Here is a 17,422-nt window from a genome sequence, read left to right on the forward strand (position 1 = left end):
GCCGCGGGGTCAGGCGCGCGCGAGGCGGCGGAGGCCCTCGTCGATCGTCACCGACGGCGTCCACCGCAGGTCGCGGCGGATCTCGGTCTGGTCGAACCAGTGCGCGGTCGACAGCTGCTCGGCGAGGAAGCGGGTCATGGGCGGTTCGTCCTGACCCGGGCGCACGGCCCAGACCCGCTCGATGAGCGAGCCTGCAGCCTTGGCCACTCCCGCGGGCACACTGAAACGCGGGGGAGTCACGCCCGAGGCGCGGCAGATGCCGGCGAGAAGGTCGCCGACCGGCCGCGGTTCGCCGTTGGTCAGCACGTAGGCGCGGCCGCTGACGTCGTCGACGCGGTGCAGGGCGGCGACGATCCCGGATGCCGCGTTGTCGACGAACGTGGAGTCGATGAGCGCCGTGCCGCCGTCGAGCAGGGGCAGGGTGCCCCGGCGCGCGCGGGCGACGACGCGCTCGATGAGTTGGGTGTCGCCCGGGCCCCAGACGAGGTGCGGGCGGATCGCGACGAGGGCCGTCCCCCCGCCGGCGCGGGAGAGCGCGAGCACCTCCGCCTCGGCCTTCGTGCGGGCGTATTCGCCGCGCGCGGCATCCGGATCAGCGGGCTCCGCGCCCACGCCGGCCAGAGCGTGTCCCGCGTGCGCGACCGAGGGCGACGACACGTGCACGACGCGCGTGACGTCCGCCGCCGCGGCGGCGTCGAGCAGGGTGCGGGTGCCGTCGACGTTCACGGCGCGGAACTGCGCGGGGTCACCGGCGAGCGAGACCTTCGCCGCGAGATGGACGATCCCGTCGATGCCTTCGAGGGCGGATGCCACGGCATCCGGGTCCGTGACCGATCCGAGCCGGTCGTCGGCGCCGTCGACGCCCGAGGGGCGGCGCTGCAGGGTCCGCACCTCGTGCCCCGCGTCGTGGAGAGCGCGAACGACGGCGCGGCCGAGGAAGCCGGACGACCCGGTGGCGAGGACCTTCACGGCGCCGTCGGTTTCTCTCCGGCCAACACGCGCTCCGCCCACCGGGCCAGGCGCGACCGGTCGATCTTCGAGTTGTGGCGGATGTCGGTCGGGAGCGTCGGGACCACGAGCACGGCCGCGAGACGCTGCGACGTCGCCGCGCGGACCCTCTCGGTCAGATCGGGGGATGCCAGACCGGGGCGCCGCACGCCGGCTTCGACGACCGTCACGACGACCTGTCGGCCCACCGGTCCCACGCCCACGGCCGCGGCGCGTTCGACGGCGGGAACCGACTCGACGTCCTGCTCGATCCCGACGGGAGTGACGGGGCCGTCGGCGGTGGTGATCACGTGGGGGAGGCGCCCCTCGATCCAGAGGCGGCCGTCGACGTCGAGGTGACCGACGTCGCCCGTGCGGTGCCAGCGTTCGGGAAGCCCGCGCCGGGCCTCGCGGTCGGTGAGGTACAGCCGGAAGTAGCCGCGCTTGAGGTGGGGCGCCGAGATGACGACCTCGCCGGTGACCCCGGCGTCCGTCCGGGGTTCGCCCGCGGCGCGACCCTCGGCGTCGAGGGCCGAGATGCGCACCTGGCCGGTGCCGAGCGGGCGGCCGACGCAGACCCCGCGGTCGCCGCGCGCCTGTTCGATCTCGGGCAGGGTCACGTCGGCGACGAGCAGGCACTCGGTCATGCCGTAGGGGGTGTGGGCCACGGCGTTCGGCATGAGCTCTTGCGCGCGGCGCAGCAGATCGACGCTCACGGGGGCACCGGTCGAGAGGAACGTCTCGACCTTCTCGAGGGCCGCGCGGTCGTCGCGGGTCAGGTCGGACGCCGTCGCGACGACGTTCGAGACCGCCGCCGGCGACAGGAACACGATCCGCGCGTCGGACGCCCGGACGGCGGCGGCGACGGCGACCGCGGTCAGGGTGCGCGGGGCGGACACGTCCATGTCGGGCGTCGCTGAGCGCGTGCCGAGCGCCGGTCCGAGCAGGGCGAAGGGGGCGAAGCCGGTGACCAGGCCCGTTTCGGCAGTGACGCCGAAGTGCGCGGCGAGGGTGTCGCGCAACGCGGTCAGCTGCGCGTGCGTATAGACGACGCCCTTCGCCGGTCCCGTCGAACCCGAGGTGAAGAGCACCGCGGCGTCGGCGTCGGGGCCCGGGGCAGCGGGCACGGCGCGGCCCCGACCGGCGCGGGCCAGGTCGGACAGGCTCGCTTCGACACCGAGCGCGCGGGAGGTGACGGCGGGAAGGGCGGCGGCCGAGATCCGACGCCCCGGCCAGCCGAGGGCGCGAGCGGCGGCCAGACCGGCGACCTCGCCGATGACGACGTCGGGGACGGCACCGCGCACGGCGCGCGACAGACCCCGGATGCCGAGACCCCGGTCGGCCACGACGACCACGGCCCCGATGCGCAGGCACGCGTACAGGGCGGCGGTGAGGGTCGGGCCGGGCTGCACGAGCAGCGAGACACGGTCGCCCGCGCGCACGCCGAAGGCGTCGAGTCCCGCGGCGAGCTCGTCGACGCGGACGGACAGCCGGCGCCAGCTCACGCGCAGCGGTGCCCCGTCGGTCTCGGTGGTCATGTCGATGACGGCGGTGCCGTCGTCATCGCGCCGGGCGTCGAGAGAGTCCCACAGGTGGCCGGAGGGTGCGGCGGCGGCCTCGGGGGCGGGAACGGCGGCGGCGCGCTTCGCGGCGGCGGAGCGACGCGAACGGGTCGCGGGGGCGACGGCATCCACGACCTTCTCGTCGAGCCAGTCGAGCACGACGTCGGCATAGGGGCGCTCCTCGGCGACCAGGTGGCCGGCCCCCTCGAAACGGTGCACGTCCGCGTGCGGCAGGCGGTTGGTGAGGTCGTCGAGATGGTCCTCGCCGAACACCGGGTCCTTCGGGCCGCGCAGCAGCAGTGCGGGCACCTCGAGCTCGCGCAGACCCGCCGACATGCGGTGCAGCGCGGGCGTGCTCTCATGCTCGGGGGTCGCGGGGATGTCGGCGACGAAGCCGCCGATCCCGCGGCGACGCGCGACGGTGGCGTACGGCGCCCGGAACGCGGCCTTGACCGCCGGATCGAGCTCGGCCAGCGCCAAGGTGGTGTCGAGGAACGCCGTCGTGCCCGTCGTGCCGGCGGCGAGCATGCCGCGAGCCGTGGCCACGCGCAACGCGAACGGCAGCGACGCCCCCTCGGGATGGTGCACGGCGGTGTTCAAGGCGATCACCGCGGCGAGACGATCGCGATGCTCCACGGCCCAGCCGAGCGAGACCGGCCCGCCCCAGTCGTGACCGATGGTCACGATCGGACCCCGGATGCCGAGACCCTCGACGAGAGCGTCGAGGTCGGCGATGCGCTGGGCCAGGGTGCGCCGCAGCGACGATCGCTCCGAGAAGCCCATCTCGAGTTGGTCGACGGCCACCACGCGCCACACGGCCGCTCCGGCTTCGGCGCGCGCGAGGGAGGCGTTCACGAGGGCTCGCCACAGGTACGACCACGTGGGATTGCCGTGCACGGCGACGATCGTGCCGATCGGCTCGAGGCCGCGCTCGGCGAGGGCGTCGCCCGTGTCGAGGAGGTGCCACAGGCGTGTGGCGCCGGCATCGGCGAGGACGCCGTCGACACTCACGAGGCGCGACAGGGCCGGGTCGAGCCCGGGCAGACCCGCGGGGGGAAGCGTGGCCTGGGGTCCTGTGACGCGCGCGAAGCTCACCAGGCCAGCTCCAGCATGCCGGTGTTCAGGCCGGAGCCCACTCCCATCAGGAGGACGCGATCACCTCGGCGCAGCGTCTTCTGCTCGGCGGCGAGCGTGATCGGGATCGAGGCCGGGCCGACATTGCCGAGGGTGGGGTAGGTCACGGGGACGCGCTCGCGATCGAGCTTGGCGGCGCGGACGATGGCCGAGGTGTGCACGGAGGACACCTGGTGCGTGATGTAGCGGTCCATGCCGGTCCACGAGAACTCGCCCTTCGCCTCTTTCCAGGCGGAGACGACGAGGTCGAGCCCGCCCTTCAGCAGGGCCTTGGCGTCGGTGAACATGCCGTCGACGCTGCCGACGCAGAGGTCGTAGAACTGCGTCGCGGCGCGCGTGACGCCGCCCACGATGCGGTGGCCCTCGGGGTGGTCGCTCGCGCGGCCGAGGACGGCGGCGGCGGCTCCCGAGCCGAGGGTCAGGGAGGCGAACTCCTGCATGAAGGCGTCGCGGTCGAGATCCTCGCGGACGAGACGATTGATCGTGTTGACCTGGATCTCGTCGGCATCCTCACCGTTGACGATGAGGGCGTACTTGACCTGACCCGACTGGATCATGCCGGCGGCCAGGCTCATGCCGTTGATGAAACCGAGGCACGCGTTCGCGACGTCGAAGTTGATCGCCGAGCTCGGCAGGCCCAGGCCGTGGTGCAGGCGCACGGCCACCGAGGGCTCGAGGTGCTTGCGCGTCACCGAGGTGTTGATGATCAGCCCGATCTCGCTCGGGTCGACGCCCGCCTCGGCGAGGGCCTGCTTGCCGGCGGCGATCGTCGCCTCGTCGGAGGACTCGCCCTCCGCCCAGTTGCGGCGCTCGTTGACGCCCGCCACGCGACGCAGGAGTCCCGGCTTGAGCTTCAGGCGCTGCAGCGCCGGGGCGAGACGGTCTTCGATGTCGTCCGACGTCGTGACGCGGCTGGGCAAGACGCTCGCCACCGAAACGAGGGCCACATCGTCGAAGTGCGTGGTGGCGTTACCTGGCAAGAGATCTCCCGCATCCTGTGCGTAGACGGCGCAGCCGGGCGCGGAGGGAACGCATCGACGGCTGGAAGGGTACCCCCCAGGATAAGCCGCGAGATATGTCGCAGGCTGCATGGGGGGTGGGTGTGCTACAGCCGACCGGCGGCTTTCAGCGCCAGGTAACGGTCGGCGACGAGGGGCGGCAGGTCGTCGGCAGATGCCGAGACGGCGTCGCCCCCGGCGCGCACGATGGCCGCGGCGACCCGCTCGGCGTCGTGACGTGCCCGCTCGATCGCGGCGGCGGCGTAGACGTCCGACGCGTCGCGGTGCACCGGGGTGTCTCCGGGGCCGTCGGTGGCGGTCGCCACCAGCAGGCGCGAGCGCGAGGCGACCGCGGGGAGCGAGGCGAGGAAGGCCCGCGCGGCGTCGGGGTCGTCGGCCGCCGTCAGCAGGACGACCAGCGCCGGGCGCACGGTGAACCCGCGGACGTGGGCGAAGGCGGCATCCCAGTCGGTGTCGATGAGCTGCGGGTCGACCGGGGCCATGGCATCCACCAGGGCGGGAAGCAGCTGGGTCCCGTCGACGCGGGTGACGCGCGCCCGGGGCAGGCGGTCGAACATCAGCAGGTGCACGTGGTCGCCCGCGCGCGTCGCCAGCACCGATAGGAGCAGGGCCGCTTCCATCGCGGCGTCGAGGCGCACCCCGTCGCCCACGCGCGCTGCCGCCGTCCGACCCGTGTCGATGACGATCACGACGTGTCTGTCGCGCTCGGGCCGCCAGGTGCGGAGCATCGTGGTCCCCGCGCGGGCGGTGGCGCGCCAGTCGATCGAGCGCACGTCGTCTCCGCGCACGTACTCGCGCAGGCTGTCGAACTCGGTGCCCTGCCCGCGCACCTGCAGGCTCGTGTTGCCGTCGAGTTCGCGGAGCCGGGCGAGACGAGACGGCAGATGCCGCCGCGAGGTGAACGGCGGCAGCACGCGGATCCGGGCGGGGGCGTCGACACGCCCCTGCCGGCCGGCCAGCCCCAGGGGGCCCAGGGCGCGCACCACCACGAAGGCGCTGCGCAGCTCTCCCCGACGGCGGGGGAGCAGCGGCAGGGGGGCGGCACGCCGCTCGCCCGGGGGAACCGTGAAGCGCTGGCGCTCGTCGGGGGCCCCGGCCGTCGGCTGCCACGCGTCGCGCACGCGCGCGCGCAGCAAGCGGGTACCGAGGTTGCGGACCCTCAGCTCGCCGGCCACGGGTTCATCGCGCAGCGCCCGCTCGGGGTGCGTGCGCGTGATCTCGACGCGACGCGGATCGGCCGCGAGCGTCGTGTCGACGACCGCCAGCACGACGCACAGCAGGACCCATCCGCCGGCGACCGCCCACGCCGGAACCCCCGCCGTGCTCAACAGCACGAGGGGGACGACGCCGAGGGCGACGAGCAGGGCGAGACGGCCGGTGACGAACATCAGATGGGAACGCGGGTCTGCTGCAGGACCGAGGTGAGGATGGCATCCACCGAGACGCCCTCGATCTCGGCCTCGGGGCGCAGGCGGATCCGGTGGCGCCACACGGGTACGAGCATCGTCTGCACGTGGTCGGGTGTGATCGCGGGGTAGCCGCTCAGCCAGGCCCAGGCCTTGGCCGCGGCCAGCAGACCCGTGGAGGCGCGGGGGCTCACCCCCACCAGCACCGAGGGGCTCTGGCGGGTCGCGCGGGCGAGGTCGACGACGTAGCCGAGCAGGTCGTCGTCGACGGCGACGGATGCCGCGGCACGCTGGGCCGCGAGGATCTGCGGCGCCGTGACGACCGGCGCGACACCGGCGTCGTCGAGGCGGCGCGGGTCGAAGCCGGAGGCGTGCCGCCGCAGCACGTCGACCTCGGCGTCGCGACCGGGCAGATCGACGACGAGCTTGAGGAGGAAGCGGTCGAGCTGCGCCTCGGGCAGGGTGTAGGTGCCCTCGTGCTCGATGGGGTTCTGCGTCGCGGCGACGAGGAAGGGATCGGGGAGTGCGCGGCTCTCGCCGTCGGACGACACCTGTCGTTCTTCCATGGCCTCGAGCAGCGCCGCCTGCGTCTTCGGGGGCGTGCGGTTGATCTCGTCGGCGAGCAGCACGTGGGTGAAGACCGGACCGGGGCGGAACTCGAAGTTCCCCGCGCGGGCGTCGTACACGAGCGACCCGGTGACGTCGCCGGGCATGAGGTCGGGCGTGAACTGCACCCGGCGCGTGTCGAGGCCGAGGGCGCGGCTGAAGGAGCGCACGAGAAGGGTCTTGGCCACGCCGGGGACGCCCTCGAGGAGCACGTGCCCCCGGGAGAGGAGGGCGATGAGCAGGCCCGTGATGGTTCCGTCCTGTCCGACGACGGCTTTGCCGACCTCGAGGCGGACGCGGTGCATCGCGTCGCGCAGCTCCGCGTGGTCGTCGCCGCGCGCGACGGGGGCCGCGGCTGCGGGGGTCTCGGGGCTGTCGGTCATCGGGTGGTCCCTTCGGTTCGGACGGCGGCGCGCACGCTCTCTTCGAGGTCGCGGAGGCGATCGGCCGCCGCGACGAGTTCGCGGTCGGTGCGGGGGGTGTCGTCGACGAGGATGCCGCGCACCTGGGCGCGGTCCGCGCCGAGGCGTTGCGCCACGGCGTCGGCGACGTCGTTCGGCGAGGTGCGTGCTGTCAGGCCGAGCAGTCGTCCCAGGCGGGAGCGGGCGGCGCGTCGCAGCTCGTCGAGCGCGTGCGCGGCGTCCTTGGACGAGGCGTACAGACGAGCGCGACCCTCGGTGGTCTCGGTGGCGCGGACGGTGACGGGAAGGCGCTCGGCGACGAGGGGCCCGAAGCGACGGCCGCGCCAGATCGCGGCCGCGACGGCCGCGGTCAGCAGCAACAGCAGGGCGGGCGTCACCCAGTCGGGGGTGAGGTCGCCGAGGGTGGGGGCGGTGGTCCCCTGATCCGCGTCGGAGAGCGAGGGGACGTACCAGACCACGGAGTCGGTCTGCCCGAGCACGCCGAGGGTGAGAGCGGCGTTGCCGTCGAGGGGGAGTGCGGTGTTGGTCAGCACCGAGAGGCCGTCGAGGGCCGTCACCGTCGTGCCGTCGGCCGCGACGGAGCGGAGGAGTCCGAACTCGCCGTCGACGGGATAGCACCCGTCGACGCCGTCGCCGGGACGCAGGAGCTCGCCGACGCGGGCGGTTCCGGCGTTCACCGCGGCGGGGACGGCGCACTCGGGACTCGTGGCCAGGTCGGCGGAGAAGCCCCCGAGCGCCGAACCGTCGAGGAGGACGTCGAGAGCGCGGGAGCGGGGCTCGACGAGGACCACGTGCGCGGCGCGTCCGGCCAGATCGCGCAGGCCCTCGTCGGACAGCATCGGCGCGTCCCGCATGACGAGGGTGGCCCCGCCGCCCGCGAGGGCGCGCTCGGCGGCGGACCGGTCACGGGCGACGGTGACCGTGACCCCCTGCTGTTCGAGGATGCGCACGGCCGCGCGGCTGCCTTCGGGCCCCGCCGACTCGGGATCGAGGATCGCGCGCTGCGTGTATCCGCCGAAGACGAGGGTGCCGCCGACGAGGGCCACGACGAGGAGCCCGACGACGAGTGCGACCCACCCGAGCGCGGCTTTGCGCCGGGAGCGCACGGGAGCGGCGGTTGCCGTCGGCGCGCTCATCGGGGTGCCACCGGCAGAGCGCGGGCGCGCACCGCCGCGTCGTCGAGATCGGCCACCGCGCGGTAGCGCTCGGCGGTGCCGGGGCGGCGGAGGTATCGGACGTCGTCGAAGGTCGTCGCCGCCGGATCGAGCAGGGGGACGAGCGAGGGCAGAGCGGCGGCCGTCTCGCGGGCGAATGCGCGCACGGTGGCACCCGGCGGAGGGTCGACGAGCCCGCGTTCGGTGAGGCCGCGGGCGACGGCCCGGAAGCGCAGCACGATCGCTTCGTCCCACTCGCCCCTGCCGGCGGCAGCGGCGGCGTCGGCGCGGAGTTCGTCGGCCGAGCGCGCATCGTCGTCGTCGAACAGCGCGCGAGCCGCCTCGGTGGCGCGCGTCGACAGCCGCGGGCGGCCCCAGATCAGGATGCCGACGATGATCGCGGCGACCACGATGACGCCCAGCACGATCAGGGCCGACGGTCCCCATCCGCCGGTTTCAGGGACGCGCAGGAGGTCTTCGAGGAACCGCCCGACCGCCTGCGAGATGCGGTCGATGAACGTGGGCTCGGCGGCCTGGTAGGTGGGATCGCGCAGTTCCTGCTCGGCCCATTCGCGGGCCTGGTCGGGGTCGGGGAGCAGCGGGAACGCCGCCGCCAGCGCGGTGAGGATCACGCGTCTTCGCTCGACCCGGGGGCGGCCCACGTCGTTCGCGAGCGGTCCGCTGCGGGCGGCGAGGGCTCGGTCGTCGCGCCGGGCGCCGGTACCTGCGGGACCGGCGGGCCCTGCGGCGGCCCATACCCCGGCGGGGTGGCGGGCCCCTGCGGAGCCGGCGGCCCCTGCGGCGGTGCGTACCCCTGCGGCGCTGCGTACCCCTGCAGGGCGGGAGCGTAACCACCGGCCGACGGCGGGCCGTATCCGGCGGGTGCGGCGTAACCCGCGGCGCCCACGGGCGGCGCGTAGCCCGCGAACGCGGGGGCGGCGCCGAACGGCACGGGGGCGGGGCGCTCGACGACGCGACCGACCCCCACGAGGTAGGGGTCGTTCAGGTCGCTCGCACCGGCGTCGCGGGCCTCGACGTACGACTGAAGGTCGTGATCGAGCGCCTCGACGCGCATGCGGGCGTCGACGTAGACGAGGACGGCGGAGGTCGACTGCACCACGAGGGCGATGCACTGGACGAGGAGGATGCCGAACTGCCCGACGACCTGCAGGGCGATGAACCCGATGACGGTGCTGACGTCGCTGTCTCCGGTGGGGGCGATGATGGCCGGCACCAACCCGCTCACGAGGCTGAGGGGGATCGAGATGATCTGGGCGACGAGGCCGAACGCCATCGAGATCACGATGATGACGCCGAGCGTCGACCAGAAGCGCCCCCGGGTCAGCTGCCACGACCGGGCGATCGCCCGGAACACGGGGGCCTGCTCGAGGATGATGACCGAGGGGACGAGGAACAGCTTCGGGGTCAGCCACAGGTAGAGCGGGATGAGCGCGAGGAAGAACAGCACGCCGACGAGCGCTCCGACCCAGGTCGCGGCGATCACCAGCAACGTCACGATCCCGGCGAGCACGCCGACCACGATCACGACGACGCCGATCGTGAGCGCGCTGTAGCCGATCAGCCGCCAGAACACCGGGCGGACACGGCCCCAGACGGCCCGCAGGGTCGGCTTCTCGGAGACCACCGCGTGGGCGACCTCGGCGACGACGACGCCCTGGACGACGACGCCGAGCGCTCCCGACAGCACCCCCAGCACGAGAGCGGTGATACCGGTCAGCGCGACCGAGCCCGCGGTGATCGCGTCGAACTCGTCGCTGCCCGGGGCGACGGTGTCGAGTCGCGAGAAGCTCGCGATCGCCACCCCGCCGATCGCGACCGTCACGAGGATGTACGCCACGGCCTGCACGACGAGCGCGAACCCCAGCAGCACCTTGGGGTTGTGCCGCAGAGCGACGAACGAGCGGGCCAGGATCGTGCCGAACCCGTAGGGGTGCAGCGGGACGATGCCCGGTCGTGATGCCGGTGTCCAAGCCGGGTACGCGGTCATGTGGGGCCCCTCCTCGTCACATGGCGGTGCCCTCATCGTGTCACACACCCCCGACACGCACCCCTGTCGTCCAGGCAGGTCGACTACTCTCGATACGACGCGCCCTCACCCGGGGCGCTCTACCCGTCCCCGAGCGGGTTCGAGACGGAAGACCTGCACCCGAATGACTTCACGGATCCTGGTGGTCGACGACGACACCGCGCTGGCCGAGATGATCGGCATCGTGCTGCGCACCGAGGGATTCGACACGGTGTTCTGCGCGGACGGCGCCCAGGCCGTCGACGCCTGGCGCACCGAGCGTCCCGACCTCATCCTGCTCGACCTCATGCTCCCGGGCGTCGACGGCATCGAGATCTGCACGCGCGTGCGGGCCGAGTCCGGCGTCCCGATCATCATGTTGACGGCGCGCACCGACACGGCCGACGTGGTCAAGGGCCTCGAGTCGGGTGCGGACGACTACATCATGAAGCCCTTCAACCCGAAGGAGCTGGTCGCGCGCATCCGCACGCGTCTGCGTCCCGTGCAGGCCCCCGTCGACGAGACGCTGCGCATCGGCGACCTGGTCGTCGACGTCGCCGCGCACGAGGTCCGCCGCGGCGACGTCCCGATCGCCCTGACCCCCCTCGAGTTCGAGCTCCTCGTCGCCCTGGCCGAGAAGCCGCAGCAGGTGTTCTCCCGCGAGATGCTGCTCGAGCAGGTGTGGGGCTACCACTACAAGGCCGACACGCGCCTGGTCAACGTGCACGTCCAGCGACTGCGCGCCAAGATCGAGGCCGACCCCGACAACCCGCGCATCGTGACGACCGTGCGCGGCGTGGGCTACCGCGCCGGCGCGGTGGCCTGAACCCCTCATGACGGGGGCGGTGCGCACCCTCCCGCGGCCACGGGTGCGGGGATGGCGGGATTGGCGCGTGGTGCGCGACCGCCTCGCCACCCTGTGGCGCCGCTCGCTGCGGTTCCGCACCATCGTGCTGACGGTGACGCTCACGGCGGCGACCATCCTCGTGACCTGCGTCGCGATGGCGCTCGTCATCCAGAACGAGCTGTTCACGGCCCGCAAGGACCAGGTGCTCCTCGAGGCCCAGCGCGCCACCGCAGCGGCCCAGGCCACCCTCGACGCCGCCGTCGACTCGACCGATCCCGCCGCCGCGCAGACGTTGATGAACGGCATCGCGACGCGCCTGTCGCAGCAGTCGTCGAGTGATCTCATCGCGCTGTACCGCATCGGCCCGCCGTCGCCCCTGGCCCCGCAGCCCTTCATCTCCCCGGCTTTCGAGTCGAGCATGGTCACCGATGCCCTGCGCACGCAGGTGCAGTCGAGTCCCGATCTGCAGTGGTGGCAATCGGTGGCGCTGCCCGCCGACGACGGCCGTGAGGTTCCCGGCATCCTGGTCGGTCATCAACTGCGTTTCCCCGCCGAGGACGGGGTCGATTCCTACGAGCTGTACATGGGATACGACCTCACCAGCGCCTCGCAGACCCTCGCGTTCGTCCAGGTGCTGCTGTGGGTGGTCGGGCTCGTCCTGGTCCTGCTGATCGGTGCGATCGCGTGGTTCGTCCTCCGATCGGTGACGACCCCGATCGCGGATGCCGCCGAGACCAGTGCCAAGCTCGCCGCGGGTGACCTCGGCGTGCGCCTGCCGGTGCGCGGCGAGGACGAGCTGGCGACCCTGAACCGTTCGTTCAACGCGATGGCCGACAGCATCGAGTCGCAGATCAAGGAGCTGGCCGATCTCTCGCTCGTGCAGCAGCGCTTCGTCTCGGACGTCTCCCACGAGCTGCGGACGCCCCTGACCACGATCAAGCTCGCCGCGGACATGATCAACGACCAGCGCGAGGAGTTCGACCCCGCCACCGGCCGCGCGGCCGAGCTCCTCCACGCGCAGGTGCAGCGCTTCGAGGTGCTTCTCACCGACCTGCTCGAGATCAGCCGGTACGACGCCGGGTCCGTGCAGCTCGAGCTCGAGCCGACGAGCCTGGCCCACCTCGCCGAGGACGTCATCCTCTCGATGGAGCAGCTCGCCGAGGGGCACGGTTCGGACGTGCGTCTGGTCGCGCCGGGCGGGTACACCCCGGTCGACATGGACGCCCGGCGCGTGCGCCGGATCGTGCGCAACCTTCTCGGCAACGCCATCGAGCACGGGGAGGGACGCCCGATCGTGGTGTCGGTCGACAGTGATCGGGATGCCGTGGCCCTCGGCGTCCGCGACTTCGGTCTGGGCATGCAGCCCGACGACGTCGAGCGCGTCTTCGACCGCTTCTGGCGCGCCGACCCCTCGCGCGTGCGCACCATCGGCGGCACGGGCCTCGGCCTGTCGATCGCGCTCGGCGACGCCAAGCTGCACGGGGGGACCCTGTCGGTCTGGTCGGAGCCGGGACGCGGCTCGAACTTCGTGCTCACGCTCCCGCGGGCCGGCGAGCCGGTCAGCAGCTCGCCCCTGCCGCTCGTCCCCGACGACGAGCAGGGTGGGGCCCTGGAGGCCCTCGGGCTCACACAGCCCATCTCCACCCGTCCGGGAGTGAGGAAGACGACATGAGACGCGCTATCGCCTTCGTCGGCCTCGCCCTCGTCCTCGTGCTCACCGCCTGCACGGGCCTGCCGACCTCCGGGTACGTCAACCCCGGTCGCGGCCCGCAGGTCGACGACACGCAGGCCTTCGCGTTCGTCCCCGACGGGCCGCAGGACGACGCGTCTCCCGCCGAGATCGTGGAGGGGTTCCTCCGCGCCGGCTCCGGTCCCGCCGACGACTGGGCCACGGCGAAGCTGTTCCTGGCGTCCGGGACGCAGTGGGATCCGCGAGCGCGCGTCACGATCGACCGTCTGGCCGATCGCCGCGCCACTGCGAACGCCGACGGCACCGGGGTGACGGTCTCGCTCACGACGATGGCGGGAGTGGATGCCAACGGCGCCTACGCTCCGACCGCCTCAGGGACCGCGGAGACGCTGTCGTTCACCCTCGCGCGCGTCGACGATCAGTGGCGCATCACCTCGGCGCCCGACGGGGTCGTGCTGTACGAGGAGGTGTTCCCGACCGTCTACCAGTCGGCATCCATCGCGTACTTCGATCCCACGTGGAGTTTCATCGTCCCCGACGTCCGCTGGTTCCCGCGGGCTCTGGTGGCCAGCCGGGTGGCGACGGCCCTGGTCGACGGTCAGCCGAGTGCGTGGCTCGCGGGGGCGGTCAAGACGGCGTTCCCCGACGAGCTCTCCCTGGTGGGGCGGTCGGTGACGCTCTCGTCGAGCGGGGTCGCCCAGGTGCAGCTGCCGCGGGCCGCTCTGAGCCTCGACCGGACGACGCTGGACCGCATGCAGACCCAGCTGTCGAAGAGTCTCGTCACGGCGGGGATCAGCGACGTCCAGATGACGGTCGAGGGCACTCCCGTCCCCGCGTCCGAGGTGTCGGTCCGCGTCACGCGCGTCGACCCCTCTCCGGCCGTGCTCACGACGGCGGGGGCGTTCGGCGCGCTCGCCGGCGACACGGTCGAGTCGCTCGGCGGGCTCTCCGACGCGATCGAGTCGCTCTCGCCGGCCTCGGTGGAACTCGAGGCCGATCGGAGCCTGGCGGCCGTCCGCACGCAGCAGGGCACCGTCGCGAGCGCGCTCGCCGACGGGCGCACCTTCCTCCTCGACGAGCGCTCGGGGCTCATCGCGCCCACGATCGATGCCGAGGGGGCGATCTGGAGCGTGCCGAGCGCCGCTCCGACGCAGCTGCGGGTCATCACGGCCGAGGGCGTTCCGCGCAACGTGGGCAACGCGTGGCCCGATGCCTCCGAAATCAGTGCGATGCAGATCTCGCGCGACGGCACACGGGTCGCGGCGATCGTGACGGTCTCGGGTACGCGCGAGGTGTGGGTGGCCGGCATCCAGCGCGAGGGCGGCGAGGTGGATCTCGGGGTTCCGCACGTGCTGTCGTTCGCGCAGCAGGGGGCGTTCGATCTGGCGTGGCTCGACGACACCACGGTCGGAGTTCTGGCCGATGTCGACGGCGCCAGCCGTCTGCGCGAGCTCAATGTGGGGGGCCGGGGCACCGAGGCCGCGGCACCGGACGGCGCGACGACTCTCGCCGCCGGCAGCACGAGCGTCCGCGTCCTCGACGACACCGGTCGCCTCTACAGCCGTCGCGGCAGCTCGTGGACCCTGGTGGCGACCGGCATCCGCGTGCTCGCGGCCCAGCAGGGCACGACCTCCTGACCCTTCTCCCCAGCGCGCTCGTCCGGGCAGTTCCGCCCCGATGGGGCGGCGGGGCGGGCGGAGCCCTCGCGCCGCGGAGCAGGCTGAGCGCATGTCACTGTCCGCCGCCCTGACCTCGTCGTTCCGAGATGCCCTGACGTTCTGGCTCCCCGTCGCGTGCGCCGGGTGCGGTGTCGTCGACACCGATCTCTGTGCCGGATGCCGTGACGCCCTGGCCCCGAGCCCGATCCGCCGCGCCATCGGATCGGGGATGACGGTCACGAGCGCGCTCGCGTTCGACGGGGTCGCGGCCCGCGTCATCCGTTCGCTCAAAGAGGAGGGGCGGACCGGCCTCGCGCGCGACCTGGCCCCGGCGCTCGATGCCGTGCTGCGTCTCACGGTGCCCACCGACGCGCGCGTGACGACCGTGCCGGGGACGCGTGCGGCCTTCCGGCGACGGGGCTTCCGCCCCCTCGACATCCTGCTGCGGCGGGCGGGGTGGACGCACGAGCGACTGCTGCGGGTGGCCCGCGCGACCGATGACCAGCGGGGACTCGGTCGCAGCGCTCGCCGCGAGAACGTCGGGGGAGCCTTCGCCGCCCGACCGGTGCCGGGCGGGGTCGTCGTGGTCGTCGACGATGTCGTGACCACCGGATCGACGCTGTCCGAGGCGGCACGCGCCCTGCGCGCGGCGGGGGCGGACGAGGTGATCGCCGTGGCGCTGGCGCACACGCCGCGTCGCAGGAACATCGAAGGTGAATCCCGGGTGATTGAGACGTGACACGGGGGTGGCGGGCTACTAGCGTAAGGATGACTGAAGGCGACGGATGTTCCGCCCTTAGACCGGGCGGAACCCGGAACAAGGAGGTCACAGATGGACACCAACATCGTCGGCGTGGGAGTCGGTATCACCGATCGTTTCCGCTCGGTGGTCGAAGAGAAGGTCAGTCGCATCGAGCACCTGGCGCCGCGCGCTCAAGCGCTCGAGGTCAAGGTGACCCACCGCTCCTATCGCAACGGTCGTCTCGAAGACGACACCGTCGAGCTCACGCTCGACGGCAAGGGCCCGGTCGTTCGCGCGGAGGCGACCGACACCGACAAGTTCGCGGCCCTCGACCTCGCGGTCGACAAGATCTCCGAGCAGGTGCGCCGCGCGAAGGACAAGCGCATCGACGCGCGAAACCACCCCCGGGGCGCGAAGTTCGAGAAGGGCACGGGAGAGCTCGCCGGCATCGACGTCGAGCCCGCCTCCGTCGAGGTGCTGCGTGCCGTCGCGACCGGCTCGGTGCCCGTGCAAGAGACCGGTGCCGACGACGAGGACTACTCGCCCGTGGTCATCCGACAGAAGGAGTTCGGCGCCGAGTGGATGACGGTCGAAGACGCCGTCGACCGCATGGAACTCGTCGGCCACGACTTCTTCCTCTTCATCGACGCCCGCACCGATCACCCGAGCGTCGTCTACCGCCGCAAGGGCTGGGACTACGGTGTGATCGCGCTGGCGACCCAGGCCGCCCCGGCCGTCGGGGTCGCATCCTGACCTGAGAACGACACGACGCCCCCGGTCCTCGGACCGGGGGCGTCGTCGTGCGGGGCGAGCCGTGGAAGGCAGGCTCAGCCGTCGAAGATGTCGCCCAGCAGCGAGCCGATGACGAGGCCGCCGAGCATGCCGCCGACCATGTTGCCGCCGCCCATTCCGCCCCCGCGGCCGTACCCGCCGCCGCGGTTATCTCCGCCCCAGTCGTTCGGGCGGGACTGCTCGATGTCGCGCTGAGCGATCTGCAGGGCCTCGGATGCCAGCGACCCGGCGCGCCGCGCGGTCGCGAGAACCGTCTCGCGCCGGTCCTCGGGCACGGGACCGAGCGGCAGACCCGCGCGAAGGCGTTCGGCCTCGACGAAGCGGGTGCGCGCGTCGGCACCGATCCATCCGCGGTGACCGGTGATGAGGCCGCGGGCGACGGCGATCTGCCGGTCGGCGTCGTCGATCGCGTGCTCCACCTGATCCTGCGAGGGGACGGGGCGGGCGGCACGCTCGCGCGCGAGGTCGAGATCGGCGTTGGCCTGGCGCAGCGACGACAGCGCCTGGAAGGGATCGCTGCGCGATCCCGAGGCGGGGAGCGCGGTCAAGGCCTGCTGCAGCGTGGCCATGGCCTGGACCACGGCCGGCGTCTGCGCGCCGAGGCGCGCTTCGATCAGGTCGTTGCGGGAGTCGTCGACCACGGCGGCGAGAGTCGACTCGGCGCGGAGGGCTTCGATCTCGAAGGTGTCCACGGCATCCAGGAGCGATTCCGCCCGACGAACGGCTTCGGTGGCCGCCTCGAGGGCGACCGACGCCTGCTCGCGCTGGCCCGCTTCGCGGCGGCGCTCCGAGACGGCCGCGGTGTGCACGGCGAAGTTGAGCAACTGCTCGATCTCTTCGGGGTTGCCGCCGATCTGTGCCAGGGCCGAATCGCTGTAGCGGCGGGACAGCCGGTCGACGACCTCGCGGGCGTTCGGGATGCGCTCGGCGAGCCGGTCGCGATCCGCGCGCACCCGCGCCAGGGTCTCGGGGGCGCGGCGCACGGCGTCGATCTTGGGCTGGAGCACCTGGGTGCGCTCTTCGAGCAGGTCTTCGGCCCACTGCGACAGCTGGATGATGCGGGCGTTGCGCGTGCGAAGTTCTTCTTTGGTGTCGGGGATCTCGTCGTGGTTCAGCTGGTGCAGCTGGAACGCCTCGGCGAGGTGGGTGCGCACGGAGTCGAGGGCCGCCGCGAGGTCGTCGGTCGCCTTGTCGCCGAGTTCGGCGCGGGCGAAATCGAGTTCGTCCGAGGTCAGGCGCACGCGTTCGTCGGCCGCGACGATCGCGAGCTCCGCTCGGCGTGCCAGATCGGCATCCGCCGCGTCCTGCTCTTCGCGCTTCCTCTTGCCCCAGAAACCGGCCATGGGTCGATCCTAGGCGTCGGGTTCGGCGGCGTCG

Annotated in this window: 14 protein-coding genes; 5 read left to right on the plus strand and 9 right to left on the minus strand. The window is 72.9% G+C overall.

Features of this window, described 5'->3' with window-relative positions; translation table 11 throughout:
- Positions 1 to 9 precede the first annotated feature (9 nt).
- The 8 genes from BLS25_RS00860 to BLS25_RS00895 all read right to left on the minus strand — a co-directional run bounded on the left by BLS25_RS00860 (position 10) and on the right by BLS25_RS00895 (position 10,298).
- Positions 10 to 969 carry an NAD-dependent epimerase/dehydratase family protein gene (locus BLS25_RS00860; RefSeq protein ID WP_074694114.1) on the minus strand — a complete coding sequence of 320 codons (960 nt, stop codon included), beginning with the start codon at positions 967 to 969 and terminating at the stop codon, positions 10 to 12.
- Positions 966 to 3,644, minus strand: a complete 2,679-nt coding sequence (locus BLS25_RS00865) for an alpha/beta fold hydrolase (RefSeq protein WP_074694115.1) — start codon at positions 3,642 to 3,644, stop codon at positions 966 to 968. The genes BLS25_RS00860 and BLS25_RS00865 overlap by 4 nt, the downstream gene beginning before the upstream one ends.
- Positions 3,641 to 4,663, minus strand: coding sequence for a 3-oxoacyl-ACP synthase III (locus BLS25_RS00870; protein ID WP_056226871.1), 1,023 nt, complete (start codon positions 4,661 to 4,663; stop codon positions 3,641 to 3,643). Before BLS25_RS00870 ends, BLS25_RS00865 begins: the two co-directional genes overlap by 4 nt.
- A 125-nt stretch (positions 4,664 to 4,788) precedes the next feature.
- Entirely contained in the window at positions 4,789 to 6,090 is a 1,302-nt protein-coding gene (locus BLS25_RS00875) for a DUF58 domain-containing protein (protein WP_074694116.1), read from the minus strand.
- Positions 6,090 to 7,097 carry an AAA family ATPase gene (locus BLS25_RS00880; RefSeq protein ID WP_056226876.1) on the minus strand — a complete coding sequence of 336 codons (1,008 nt, stop codon included), beginning with the start codon at positions 7,095 to 7,097 and terminating at the stop codon, positions 6,090 to 6,092. The genes BLS25_RS00875 and BLS25_RS00880 overlap by 1 nt, the downstream gene beginning before the upstream one ends.
- A complete protein-coding gene (locus BLS25_RS00885; protein ID WP_056226878.1) occupies positions 7,094 to 8,272 on the minus strand; it encodes a DUF4350 domain-containing protein in 1,179 nt (392 codons plus the stop codon). The genes BLS25_RS00880 and BLS25_RS00885 overlap by 4 nt, the downstream gene beginning before the upstream one ends.
- On the minus strand, positions 8,269 to 8,922 hold the full coding sequence (locus BLS25_RS00890; RefSeq protein WP_074694117.1) for a DUF4129 domain-containing protein: 654 nt from the start codon (positions 8,920 to 8,922) through the stop codon (positions 8,269 to 8,271). The genes BLS25_RS00885 and BLS25_RS00890 overlap by 4 nt, the downstream gene beginning before the upstream one ends.
- Complete coding sequence (locus BLS25_RS00895; protein WP_074694118.1) at positions 8,919 to 10,298, minus strand: glycerophosphoryl diester phosphodiesterase membrane domain-containing protein; 1,380 nt, start codon at positions 10,296 to 10,298, stop codon at positions 8,919 to 8,921. Before BLS25_RS00895 ends, BLS25_RS00890 begins: the two co-directional genes overlap by 4 nt.
- Before the next feature lie 163 nt (positions 10,299 to 10,461).
- Here BLS25_RS00895 and mtrA point away from each other — a divergent pair, with 163 nt between their 5' ends.
- From mtrA to hpf, 5 genes are all read left to right on the plus strand, one after another.
- Positions 10,462 to 11,142, plus strand: coding sequence for an MtrAB system response regulator MtrA (gene mtrA, locus BLS25_RS00900; protein ID WP_056226885.1), 681 nt, complete (start codon positions 10,462 to 10,464; stop codon positions 11,140 to 11,142).
- 7 nt (positions 11,143 to 11,149) lie between these two features.
- Positions 11,150 to 12,835, plus strand: a complete 1,686-nt coding sequence (gene mtrB / locus BLS25_RS00905; protein ID WP_056226887.1) for an MtrAB system histidine kinase MtrB — start codon at positions 11,150 to 11,152, stop codon at positions 12,833 to 12,835.
- Complete coding sequence (locus BLS25_RS00910) at positions 12,832 to 14,490, plus strand: LpqB family beta-propeller domain-containing protein (RefSeq protein ID WP_056226890.1); 1,659 nt, start codon at positions 12,832 to 12,834, stop codon at positions 14,488 to 14,490. Before mtrB ends, BLS25_RS00910 begins: the two co-directional genes overlap by 4 nt.
- Positions 14,491 to 14,581: 91 nt before the next feature.
- The gene (locus tag BLS25_RS00915; RefSeq protein ID WP_074694119.1) at positions 14,582 to 15,250 is read left to right on the plus strand and encodes a ComF family protein; all 669 of its coding nucleotides are present in this window, start codon (positions 14,582 to 14,584) and stop codon (positions 15,248 to 15,250) included.
- Between the two features lie 93 nt (positions 15,251 to 15,343).
- Positions 15,344 to 16,006: a ribosome hibernation-promoting factor, HPF/YfiA family gene (gene hpf / locus BLS25_RS00920; RefSeq protein ID WP_056226897.1), complete on the plus strand. Its 663-nt coding sequence runs from the start codon at positions 15,344 to 15,346 to the stop codon at positions 16,004 to 16,006.
- A gap of 74 nt (positions 16,007 to 16,080) precedes the next feature.
- Here the strand turns inward: hpf and BLS25_RS00925 are convergent, their stop codons facing one another.
- Positions 16,081 to 17,388: a coiled-coil domain-containing protein gene (locus BLS25_RS00925; RefSeq protein WP_074694120.1), complete on the minus strand. Its 1,308-nt coding sequence runs from the start codon at positions 17,386 to 17,388 to the stop codon at positions 16,081 to 16,083.
- Positions 17,389 to 17,422: the final 34 nt, after the last annotated feature.

This window comes from Microbacterium testaceum StLB037 (assembly GCF_900104345.1).
Taxonomy (GTDB): domain Bacteria; phylum Actinomycetota; class Actinomycetes; order Actinomycetales; family Microbacteriaceae; genus Microbacterium; species Microbacterium testaceum_A.

Excerpts from the sequence above, each read along its gene's own strand:
- BLS25_RS00875 (WP_074694116.1), bottom strand. The coding sequence starts at position 6,090 with ATGTTCGTCACCGGCCGTCTCGCCCTGCTCGTCGCCCTCGGCGTCGTC.
- BLS25_RS00880 (WP_056226876.1), bottom strand. The coding sequence starts at position 7,097 with ATGACCGACAGCCCCGAGACCCCCGCAGCCGCGGCCCCCGTCGCGCGC.
- BLS25_RS00885 (WP_056226878.1), bottom strand. The coding sequence starts at position 8,272 with ATGAGCGCGCCGACGGCAACCGCCGCTCCCGTGCGCTCCCGGCGCAAA.
- BLS25_RS00895 (WP_074694118.1), bottom strand. The coding sequence starts at position 10,298 with ATGACCGCGTACCCGGCTTGGACACCGGCATCACGACCGGGCATCGTC.
- mtrA (WP_056226885.1), top strand. The coding sequence starts at position 10,462 with ATGACTTCACGGATCCTGGTGGTCGACGACGACACCGCGCTGGCCGAG.
- mtrB (WP_056226887.1), top strand. The coding sequence starts at position 11,150 with ATGACGGGGGCGGTGCGCACCCTCCCGCGGCCACGGGTGCGGGGATGG.
- BLS25_RS00910 (WP_056226890.1), top strand. The coding sequence starts at position 12,832 with ATGAGACGCGCTATCGCCTTCGTCGGCCTCGCCCTCGTCCTCGTGCTC.
- BLS25_RS00915 (WP_074694119.1), top strand. The coding sequence starts at position 14,582 with ATGTCACTGTCCGCCGCCCTGACCTCGTCGTTCCGAGATGCCCTGACG.
- hpf (WP_056226897.1), top strand. The coding sequence starts at position 15,344 with ATGGACACCAACATCGTCGGCGTGGGAGTCGGTATCACCGATCGTTTC.
- BLS25_RS00925 (WP_074694120.1), bottom strand. The coding sequence starts at position 17,388 with ATGGCCGGTTTCTGGGGCAAGAGGAAGCGCGAAGAGCAGGACGCGGCG.